The organism is Alteromonas sp. KS69, from assembly GCF_003989595.1.
GTDB classification, from domain to species: domain Bacteria; phylum Pseudomonadota; class Gammaproteobacteria; order Enterobacterales; family Alteromonadaceae; genus Alteromonas; species Alteromonas naphthalenivorans.
This window is the reverse complement of the sequence record NZ_PYHU01000061.1, coordinates 1-9,453: the sequence shown is the minus strand read 5'-3', so window position 1 is coordinate 9,453 and position 9,453 is coordinate 1. Positions and strand designations below refer to the sequence as shown.

The window sequence follows — 9,453 nt, the reverse complement described above, 5'->3', positions numbered from 1 at the left end:
ATGCGGTACTGGGTGGCAGCATGGTTTAAGACGACTGCCAGATACACCAGAATCACGGTGCCGAAAACTGGTCGATGCTACGCCATTTAGCGCTAAACATGTTGCGGGCAGAGTCATCAAAAGGCAGCATACCCGCCAAGCAAAAACGGGCTTGGATGAAAGCCAGCTATCTGGAAGCTGTGCTAACTGCGGGTTTTAGTGGCATGATTAATTAGTGAGCACTCATGCGGTTGCCCTGCCCTCTGAACCACCAAGTACGATAACAGGCTGATTGTGGGAATTAGCCGGTGGCTGATAATAGTGACCCACAATACCATCTTGTTCCACGCTAAGGGCTTGCGGGGCAGCAATTGAAGCAAATGCTGGCAATAGTGAGGTTAAAAATAGTAAAAAGTGGCTCTTTTTAAATTTCATATTTTGTTTTTCCATTAAGCGCTCAAATACTAAAAAATGTTTAGTTTTTTATGGCGTTATTCTGAGCCAAATATGCCACGAAAAAGGGCGGTAAATACACCTGACATAGTGTCTTCTATAGCATCGGTTTCGGGTGAATTCTTTTTAGCGTGCATTGCGTTCGATTCTTCTTGTTCTCTTTTCTCTGCACTAGAAGATGCACCGTCAAGAAAATCACCCACTGTTTTGTTAGAGGTGGATGCGCATCCTGATGAAATAGCAGATGCTATCAAAATGGCTGTTAATTTGGTTTTCATTTAATTTCCATATTTTATAAGTGCATAACGCGGCAAATAAGGGGGCGCCTATAGTAAGAAGTGGTACCTGTGTTTGCTTCCAAGCCGAGATAGCGAGATATTTTGACTGTTAGTTTAGCAGCGTGAATGAACAAATCGAAGCACCTGTTCGTTTTTACCCTGAGTTTCAACTATAGAATCTAATTTAGCACCCGATGACGCTATAAGCGATGATGAAACTTTATTACTCTTGTAGCAATGAATATGTACCTCATCGACGCCAATTTCAAAGGCTTTTTCTAGCGTTAGATTAAGGAGTTTCATACCATAGCCTTGCCCACGCTTAGAAGGCCTTATTCCCAACCCTATATGACCTCCTGCAAACCGTAATGCATCATTCAAACAATGCCTTAGATGGGAACAACCGACAATTTCACTGTTTTCAATAAGCCAAAATGTCGTATTGGGAACTAAGTTTTCTGGCAAGTTTACGCCCTTGGAATAGCCATTCAATAGGTTAACAAAAGATGCAAAATTTGAATGGTCTAAGTCAAGCGGGTAAGGGTACCGTTCTTCGTTTCCCAGCTCTTTGATGTATTCTTTGTAACTGGCTTCGTAGAGCACTGTGGGCGTAATTAGCATAAATTTCCTTCTAAGCAGCTAACTTCATTTTGGGGTAATAATACGTGGGATAAGCTTGGCGCCAAGAAACACATGTCTGCTGGTTGCTGTGCGATGAACCGAGGTAAGAGGTGCATTCTCGTAGTTTTTCGCGCACAAGCTAAGCGCATACTCCACAGCATATTTATCGACACTTAGCAAACCAGTAAACGCTACATCACAGCCTAAATTGCGCTTGCCACTGTTGTCTGTGTAGTAAAGCTTACCTGTGGTACAGCCACCCATAAATATGAAAATGAGAACGATAAAAATAAACTTCAATTGTTCCACTAGCCTTGTTTACCTGCTAACTAGCCAAGAATGCTAACGTGCAATGCACTCGCTTTCTTTCAGCGCGATTATTTGTCTAAGGTACTCTGTTCTTTTCATTGCAGCATTTCCCGTTACAAAGATATTGGAGGCCAATAAAATGGCTAAATAACCATTATCAATAGGGGAGATAAATACGTTGTTGATGAAAATAAAAATGACAACGAATAGAAACGCAAAACCAGGAACGTAGTAGACACGAGAAAATTTTTTCTCTAAGTTCTAAATTTTAGTTATCTTCTGTAAAGCTAATTCAGCATCAATATTGTCCATCTATTAATATAACCTCCCTGATCAAATTAACTAGAAATATAACACCCAAGGCGTGTTTAGCGGGTACAGCAGATTGTTACAAGACATTTCTCACACTGTTCCCAGTTCTATTTTCCCCACCCCTGAAACGTATTCTTGCGCTTGACTCATACTTTCAATTCACTCCAATTCCTACATGAAAGCTTAACTTGTAAAGAGGCTGCTATTGTAAATAAACCCATTGTCATGCAACCACTCCAAAGATGCGACCTACAACTGCTGTCAATACCATTGCAAGCGCACCCCAAAAAGTCACTCTGATAGCCCCCACAGTCATTGATGCACCGCCTGCGCGTGCTGCGATCGCACCTAGAGCGGCGAGAAACACTAAAGAGAATGATGCGACGATAGGTATAAGTAGCTCTTGTGGCACTAACCAGGCAACCGCTAAAGGAAGTGCAGCGCCTACTGTGAAAGCACCCGCCGACGAGAAAGCCGCTTGAATGGGCTGCGCATTAGCGCTTTGTGAAATTCCGATATCATCTTTGGCATGAGCGCCAAGAGCATCGTGAGCCATCAGCTGCTCAGCAACTTGTTTAGCCAGAGTTGGTTCAAGGCCTCTACCTTCGTATATTGTTGCTAGCTCTTCTTTTTCAGATTCAAAATTTTGATCCAGTGATTTTTGCTCTATGGCGAGATCGGCATTTTCTGTATCTGATTGAGAACTAACTGAAACGTATTCACCAGCAGCCATAGACATAGCCCCAGCAACTAAACCTGCAGCACCAGCGAGAAGAATGTCTTCATGGGCAGTACTCGCAGCGGCAACACCGATGATAAGGCTTGCAGTAGATACAATTCCGTCATTTGCACCAAGTACTGCTGCGCGCAACCAACCTACGCGTTGTGAACGATGTATTTCAGTATGAGTCATAAGGTTGCTCGGTAATTTCTTTTACAGTTAACTTATATTTAGTTCAGGTGTTTACGTTATAGGGGGGAACTCTCGACCCGTCCCGCGGATTGCGACTTAGGCGTTTGCTAGTTGCTTTAACTCAATGCCTGAGCTAACAGTTGTGTGCACACGAATAGAGAGTTCACCATGGATACTCGCATACAATTTAGTGCTGATGAAGAAACTAAACACTTGGGCCAGATATAGACGTTCTAGCGAACGAAGTGAGTTTATTGAGTTGTTATATCGCTACTCCCCACAACAAAAACCTGACCCATAATGGCTCTTTGTTCCATTCTTTTGATGTTTTGTCTATCACGATAATTTCCTCTTGAAGTTGAGAAATGTCAATTTTAGACACAGAGGTAAAGGCTTTAAGAGATTCTATACTGGTTTTATTATGGTTACGTTGTCTTGTACACGTACCAATTTCCTGTGACATGCTCAATATAGATATAATCCTCATCTGACATTTGGGGCACTTCAGTGCCAGGTGGTACAAACAGGTAGCCAACCGAGTTATCTAAAATCCCACCTACGTTGACGTCAACTATGCCACTACTTGAGTCGTAACCTACTAGATTTAGATTTAAATGTTTAGCAGATTCAGTAGCCTTTTTCTGACTTGTTTTAGCCTCAAAGGCTATCGCATTTAAGCTACCAATATTTTTATGCAAGTATTCTTTAAGCTCCGAATCCAACTGCAAAGTAAGAAGCATGTTCTGATAGTGATTCTCTTCTTCTTTTGTTCTATTGGGTTTGCTTTGTATCGCCTGCAGGGACATAAAGAACATACTTGGTAATGCTAGATTTCTAACGGCTGAAATTTTCCATTTGTTTTGGTCGTTTACCAAATAGATATACCAATCTTGAGATATTCCTTCTTTCGTTAGTAATACAGCGTAAATTTCTCTTCGCGGGCTTTGTTCAAGTGCTCGAAGGCTAACATTGATGCCTTTTGGTAAGTCCTCGCCTAAGGTGGGCTTATCCAGATAATGCTCCAACATCTCTCCGGTATACACTTCTCTTTTATTATCTAGTCCATCTTGGCCAAAAAACTGCTCTACAAGCCTCGACTCATCTGCGAAAGCAGCCAAAGGAAATAATAAAAAAACAATTAAAATTCGCACGAAATTTCCTTAGTGACCATACTTTTAAATAGCGGGCGAAGCCACCCTGCGTGAACGAAGTGAGTGTGTTGATTGGGTTGTTATACTATGCGTTGCGCTCACTCATACCTCTGACAGCAAAGAAGTAATAAACTAAAAAGCCTAACCATGAAAAGAATAATGAAACGAGGCACCAAACTAGTTTGTGTACCCCCTTAGCTTTCTTAGATGTTAAGGCAACTAATACTGGTAAAAGCGTTAGACTGAAAAGCACAATAAAAATGATAATTTGCCAAATACTCATATTAAAAATGACTCCTTGTTTTTTGGCCGTAATGATGCTTGATAAATTTGTTATGTGTACATTACTTGATGCTAGTCTTTTTATCTCTAGCAACTCTGACTTTCAAGCTATGAAATAGAGATGCAAAAACAAAAGTTGTAATTAATAAAACTGAACAAAGTAGTTTTACCCCGATACTTTCACTTCCTAAGAATTCATTTAAAATTGCAGAAAAGAGTATGAACCCAATTAGATAATAACTATGTATTTTATTCACAAAAATTCCCTGTAAATATAGCGTCCCAGCGAGTGAAGGGAGTGGCTTAAGCGTTTGTTAGATCCCGTTCTATGGAATTCCTATTTCCCATAATTGTTCCTGACTCAACAGTAGAGGTTCTTTATAAGCGGAAAACCTAATACCAATACAATAGCTGTTTGTTACCAGGATGCCTTTCTTTTTTAACTCAAAAACTGTAATTGCATCTTTGTCATGAAAGTCTTTCCAAGAGTTTAATCGATAAACAGTCCCATCAATAGTGCACTCTTTATCGTTAAATAGTAACTCATCACTTTCAGTGTCTACGTACGTTGAACGAAGTGAGTGAGTTTATTGAGTTGTTAGGCCGTGCTGATAAGTTAGTCATGGCTATTAATAAAACTTTGTAATTCATCTGAGAAGCCATTGATTTGCTTAGCCTCTAGAAGGCCATCTGATTTCATTAATGCAAGTTGCAGCATAGCTTTGGACCTTGCATTGTAATCGAATATGTTGGCGATACGTTTGTCGCTGTTTTCCATCAATTTATACAAATAAAGATATTTTGCATGATCTGAAAGTTCGGGATTATCGATTCCTTTACGCACATCGTCCAAAACTTGCTGGCAGCATTTATCTAATGCATCTGCCTTAACTCGTTTGAAGTGTTTCCAATCTGCCTCTGAAATCATGTTTTACCTCTATAGGCCTAACGCTAAGCTAACGAGCAGTGACGTAGCGGATAATAGCGAAGCGCCGCTGCGTTACTGTCCCAGCGACCGAAGGGAACGTGTTAAGCGTTTGTATGGATTATAACTCATGTAAATCATCCTGATTTTAATCAGTGTGAGGTAAAGTGAGACCCAGACTTTAGCAGCAACTAAAGCTTTCTTTTGTGGTAGTTCGATTGAGCGATGGCTCCTCAGTTGAGAGACCGATAACAAGAAAGAACACCACAAAGGACTCCAAGCTCCACACTCGAATAGTCTACTGGGTCTCGAACCCGCATTATGCAAGCAAGAGTTAGCTTATTATGAATACAAAAACAAAGCAAAACGTTAGCGTCGGTGTTGATACGGGTAAGTTTCAGTTGGATATTTATATACGCCCACTCGATGTATATTTCACCGTCAATAATGATGAAAAAGGCATTAAAGAAGCCGTTAAAACAATCAAGAAATATTCACCCGATCGTATCGTTATAGAGGCCACTGGTCGTCTTGAAATACCTTTTATCATGGCATGTGCAAGCGCTAATTTACCCTTTGTTATCGCGAATCCTATCCACGTAAAACGTTTTGCTGGAGCACTAGGTCAACGGGCTAAAACTGATAAGCTTGATGCACAATTAATTGCTCATTATGGTGAAGCCATTCAACCCAATCTCTCCCAGCTTAAGCCAGAAACGATGCAGGCTATGAGTGATTTAGTCGCAAGAAGAAATCAATTGCTGGTCATGCAAACGATGGAAAAGAACCGCCTTCAAATTCTGCCCAAAGAACTCGCCATGACCATCAAACCTATATTGACGGCTTTCAAAAATCAGATTGAAAAAGTAGAAAGTAAAATTGTTAAACTCATTGAATCATGCCCAGACTATCAAGCTAAAAACGATATATTACAGAGTATGAAAGGCATTGGGGAAATAGCCTCAGCTTCCATCATCAGTAACCTGCCTGAATTGGGATATATGACCAACAAACAAGCTTCAGCGTTAGTCGGTGTGGCACCCATGAATCGAGAAAGTGGCCGCTACAAAGGCCTACGAAAAATCCAAGGTGGGAGGCATCAAGTCCGCACAGTTTTATACATGGCCATGATGTCAGCAATACAAAGTAACCCCGTATTTAAGGAAACGTATCAACGATTAATTGCGGCGGGTAAACCAAAAAAAGTGGCTATAATCGCCTGTATCAGAAAGATGGTCGTTATCTTAAACTCGATGTTGCGAGAGGGTGTAATGTGGGAAGCGCCAAAGGCTATAAATTAACTATTGACGCCATAGTCTCTTGTTAGGCGCGTTCGTGCCAATACCCTGGTTTTCGGTGGTTGTGCATAATAGCTACCACACTAATTTCCCTGTTTTCGATAATTTTATAAATAATAGAGTATGGGAACCTGCTTAAGACAAAGCGTCGATGAGTTTGCCCCATTTTTGTCCATGCCGATGGCAAAGAGCTAACTGAATCGATGGCTTCCTTGAGTTCTTGGGTAAATTCGTGACCCAACCCCAGTGACTGCTTTTGATACCAATCAAACGACTCTTTTATTTCCCTTTTAACCTCTGGGTGAAAGGAAACAGGCAGCATCTTTTAATTTAGATCCTTTTCTATCTCTTCCCAACTAATGCTTTTTACCGCACCAGACTCTAGCTCTGCGCTGCGAGCTTCTGCAAGTTTTACCCACTCAGATTCCACATCGCTATCAATCTTAGTATCCATAGCCGTTAAAAGACAGTGGGCAGCAAGAGCTTTCTCTTTAGTACTGAGTTGCTCGATATTTTCAAGCATCACTTTTAATGCATCAGACATAAAATAACTCCCATTGAGTATGATTTGATATTACCACTAAAAAAGAGAAGTGAAAGGCTGGATTTACAAGTAGCGGCTAGCGTCCCAACGAGCAAAGCGAGAACCTTAAGTGGTTTGTTATATTGCTTCGCTTAAACGTCCTCAATCCAAATAGTGCCGAATTTTTCAGTAAGCTGCTCAATTAAAAAACCTAAAAATTCAAAGTAATCTCCTGAACGATGAGTATAAAAGCCGCAATCTGTAACTACTATCTCAAAGATCATTCTTTTTCCTTGCATTGAACGGACAATCCATTTTTCTGTGCGTTTTTCAAATTGTAGTTCTGAGCAAAGATCATCTAGGAATAGCGATGCTTGCTCTTTAGTCACTTTATCCTGAAGTTTAATATGTTGAGTTAAACCCAAATTTGCCTCCTTGCAATATAACTTCCCACTAAGGGGCGATAACACATGGACTAAAATCCGAGCGAAGCGAGCCAGCCCACGAGTTAGCGTCCCAGCGATCGAAGGGAGTGCCAACAGCGTTTTGTTATACACACATTAACCGTGATGCCTGCGAATATACGTAATCAACTTATCATCATTGAATTCTAAGGTTACTATATTTACTGAGCTGTAGGTTATATCTTTGTCTAAATGATTTGGTCTGACTTTTCCTGACTCAGTCATTTTAATAATGGCAACATTTCCCCCAGTCATTATTTCGTTTATAACTATTGAACTGTAGTAAATCTTGTCACTCATTTTGGCAATCATACCTTCACGTAAAGCGGACTTTTCCGTAATCGTTACTTTAAACTTCACATGTTCATCGACGAATTCGTCTGCAATTAAATTAATAAAGGCATCAATATCCTGAGTTGTAGTTTCAGGTTGCTGTCGAGCATTTTTGGCTTCCACAAACTTTGTCGCTAGTTGCTCCAGTTCTCCCTCTGAGAGAGCAGCATTGGCAGTAAACGATAGAGGTAAAAAGACAAATAAAAGTAAGAGCTTATACATAATCTTCCTTGTGTGTATAACTTTTAAATAAGGGGCGCAGGCACGTAGGGCATAATGGCGCAGCCGCCCAGCGTGTTTGCGTCCCAGCCCGCGCAGCGGGCGTACTTAATTTTTTTGTTATATTGCATTTTTCAATACAGCCTTTGTTTTACCAAGAGGGTTAACCGCTATGCGCTGAAGCTGTATACCAAAGTTACAAATTGCTTGAGGCTCGACTTTCATATCAAAGTTAACTTTATAGCTTTCGTTTCTGACATTAGTGAAAGATTCGATGTGAGCAATAGTAACAGCAAACATTGTATGGCCAGAACTGTCTGTACAGAAAGCATGAATGGAAAAATAAGAAAGATCAGGGGTGGAACGGCTTTTGAACTCGAGCTCATCTTTTGTGGTTCGAGGAAACTTCTCAAGAAGTCTTCCCAGATGCTCAATCTCCTCTCTATTTGTATAGCAATCTGCTTGGCCAGAGAACTGCCCATTACTACCGAATATAGAGATTTCAAATAAAGATTCATCTTCCCATATTGATGAAACTACGAGCTGACTTTCCATGTTACTCCTGCAATATAACGCCTTAATAAACGGCGAAAAATAGCAGGCTAAACTAAGCGAAGCATGAGCGCAAGCCTGCTGTTTTGCGTCCACTGTTTAATTAACTTGTTAGTTTTCGTTATACCAATTTTCCCAAATTTTAGGAGCGGGGTATTTCAATTTATATGCTTGAATATCGTCTTTACTTGCGTACTTTAAATAAACGCCAAAATAATCGATTAGATACTCTTCACCTGTTCCCATTCGCCAAAATATATTGCTAGGTTCATATTCAGGGAATTTTTCCCAAGGAGGTAAAGGAGGATTCGCTTTGAGTTCACTTTCAAACCTTTGCTGAAGCATGGCTTCCCAATCCTTTTTGTGCTTTAGATAGGCTTCCCAATCTTCAGCCGAAACTCCTTCAGGTGCTCCTATTTCATTTGAAGCCATAGTTGTCCCTGCAATCATAAACAAACTTAAAAATATAAAACGAATCATCATAAGAAAACTAACTTTTAAATAAGGGGCGCAGATACGTGGGGCATAATGGCGAAGCCGCCCCGCGTATAGGCGTCCCAGCGACCGAAGGGAGTGGCTTAAGCGCTTTGTTAGAAGCAGAGCCTATACCTTTGGCCTTATTAAAAACTAATAAAGCCAGCATACGATTGATTGTTAAAGCAAACAAGCAAAATGCCAGCGCAGTGATGTTGCTGATCTGACTGAAGCAAGCCGCCATTTGAACTAGCAAACGCAATGGCGCTTACCGAGTAAAATAAGAATTTGGCGATAAAGCGCCTATTGCGCGACCTTTGAATTTAAAGCGGCGAAGTTAAAAGCACCTAAAGCCAGAGCGATGTTG

At 40.7% G+C, this 9,453-nt stretch carries 15 protein-coding genes and 1 pseudogene; 3 read left to right on the top strand and 13 right to left on the bottom strand.

Going from position 1 to position 9,453, the window contains the following annotated elements; genetic code table 11:
- Positions 1–29: 29 nt before the first annotated feature.
- Positions 30–215, top strand: a pseudogene (locus C7Y69_RS21110) (ISAs1 family transposase); the annotation flags it as partial.
- Between the two features lie 7 nt (positions 216–222).
- Here the strand turns inward: C7Y69_RS21110 and C7Y69_RS21105 are convergent.
- From C7Y69_RS21105 to C7Y69_RS21060, 7 genes are all read right to left on the bottom strand, one after another.
- Entirely contained in the window at positions 223–414 is a 192-nt protein-coding gene (locus tag C7Y69_RS21105; RefSeq protein WP_126874070.1) for a hypothetical protein, read from the bottom strand.
- A 56-nt stretch (positions 415–470) separates the two neighbouring features.
- Complete coding sequence (locus C7Y69_RS21100) at positions 471–710, bottom strand: hypothetical protein (protein ID WP_126874069.1); 240 nt, start codon at positions 708–710, stop codon at positions 471–473.
- A gap of 114 nt (positions 711–824) precedes the next feature.
- On the bottom strand, positions 825–1,331 hold the full coding sequence (locus C7Y69_RS21095) for a GNAT family N-acetyltransferase (protein WP_013783713.1): 507 nt from the start codon (positions 1,329–1,331) through the stop codon (positions 825–827).
- A 24-nt stretch (positions 1,332–1,355) separates the two neighbouring features.
- The gene (locus C7Y69_RS21090) at positions 1,356–1,640 is read right to left on the bottom strand and encodes a hypothetical protein (protein WP_126874068.1); all 285 of its coding nucleotides are present in this window, start codon (positions 1,638–1,640) and stop codon (positions 1,356–1,358) included.
- 535 nt (positions 1,641–2,175) lie between these two features.
- Positions 2,176–2,865 carry a VIT family protein gene (locus C7Y69_RS21085; protein ID WP_126874067.1) on the bottom strand — a complete coding sequence of 230 codons (690 nt, stop codon included), beginning with the start codon at positions 2,863–2,865 and terminating at the stop codon, positions 2,176–2,178.
- A 425-nt stretch (positions 2,866–3,290) separates the two neighbouring features.
- Positions 3,291–4,016 (bottom strand): hypothetical protein, encoded by a 726-nt coding sequence (locus tag C7Y69_RS21075; protein ID WP_013783718.1) that lies wholly within the window; start codon positions 4,014–4,016, stop codon positions 3,291–3,293.
- Positions 4,017–4,914: 898 nt separating this feature from the next.
- The gene (locus C7Y69_RS21060) at positions 4,915–5,226 is read right to left on the bottom strand and encodes a hypothetical protein (protein WP_013783720.1); all 312 of its coding nucleotides are present in this window, start codon (positions 5,224–5,226) and stop codon (positions 4,915–4,917) included.
- A gap of 341 nt (positions 5,227–5,567) precedes the next feature.
- On the opposite strand from C7Y69_RS21060, the gene C7Y69_RS21055 reads away from it, so the two are divergent.
- Entirely contained in the window at positions 5,568–6,524 is a 957-nt protein-coding gene (locus tag C7Y69_RS21055; RefSeq protein WP_126874066.1) for an IS110 family transposase, read from the top strand.
- A gap of 22 nt (positions 6,525–6,546) precedes the next feature.
- Here the strand turns inward: C7Y69_RS21055 and C7Y69_RS21050 are convergent, their stop codons facing one another.
- The 6 genes from C7Y69_RS21050 to C7Y69_RS21025 all read right to left on the bottom strand — a co-directional run bounded on the left by C7Y69_RS21050 (position 6,547) and on the right by C7Y69_RS21025 (position 9,095).
- The gene (locus tag C7Y69_RS21050) at positions 6,547–6,843 is read right to left on the bottom strand and encodes a type II toxin-antitoxin system RelE/ParE family toxin (RefSeq protein ID WP_013783721.1); all 297 of its coding nucleotides are present in this window, start codon (positions 6,841–6,843) and stop codon (positions 6,547–6,549) included.
- Positions 6,844–6,846: 3 nt separating this feature from the next.
- Positions 6,847–7,065 (bottom strand): addiction module protein, encoded by a 219-nt coding sequence (locus tag C7Y69_RS21045; RefSeq protein ID WP_013783722.1) that lies wholly within the window; start codon positions 7,063–7,065, stop codon positions 6,847–6,849.
- Between the two features lie 131 nt (positions 7,066–7,196).
- Entirely contained in the window at positions 7,197–7,469 is a 273-nt protein-coding gene (locus C7Y69_RS21040; protein WP_013783723.1) for a hypothetical protein, read from the bottom strand.
- Positions 7,470–7,604: 135 nt separating this feature from the next.
- Positions 7,605–8,063, bottom strand: a complete 459-nt coding sequence (locus tag C7Y69_RS21035) for a nuclear transport factor 2 family protein (RefSeq protein ID WP_013783724.1) — start codon at positions 8,061–8,063, stop codon at positions 7,605–7,607.
- A 117-nt stretch (positions 8,064–8,180) separates the two neighbouring features.
- The gene (locus C7Y69_RS21030) at positions 8,181–8,615 is read right to left on the bottom strand and encodes a hypothetical protein (RefSeq protein WP_126874065.1); all 435 of its coding nucleotides are present in this window, start codon (positions 8,613–8,615) and stop codon (positions 8,181–8,183) included.
- Positions 8,616–8,723: 108 nt separating this feature from the next.
- Positions 8,724–9,095, bottom strand: coding sequence for a hypothetical protein (locus C7Y69_RS21025; protein ID WP_058558386.1), 372 nt, complete (start codon positions 9,093–9,095; stop codon positions 8,724–8,726).
- Positions 9,096–9,130: 35 nt separating this feature from the next.
- On the opposite strand from C7Y69_RS21025, the gene C7Y69_RS21670 reads away from it, so the two are divergent.
- On the top strand, positions 9,131–9,313 hold the full coding sequence (locus C7Y69_RS21670) for a hypothetical protein (protein WP_013783744.1): 183 nt from the start codon (positions 9,131–9,133) through the stop codon (positions 9,311–9,313).
- The last annotated feature ends 140 nt before the right edge of the window (positions 9,314–9,453 follow it).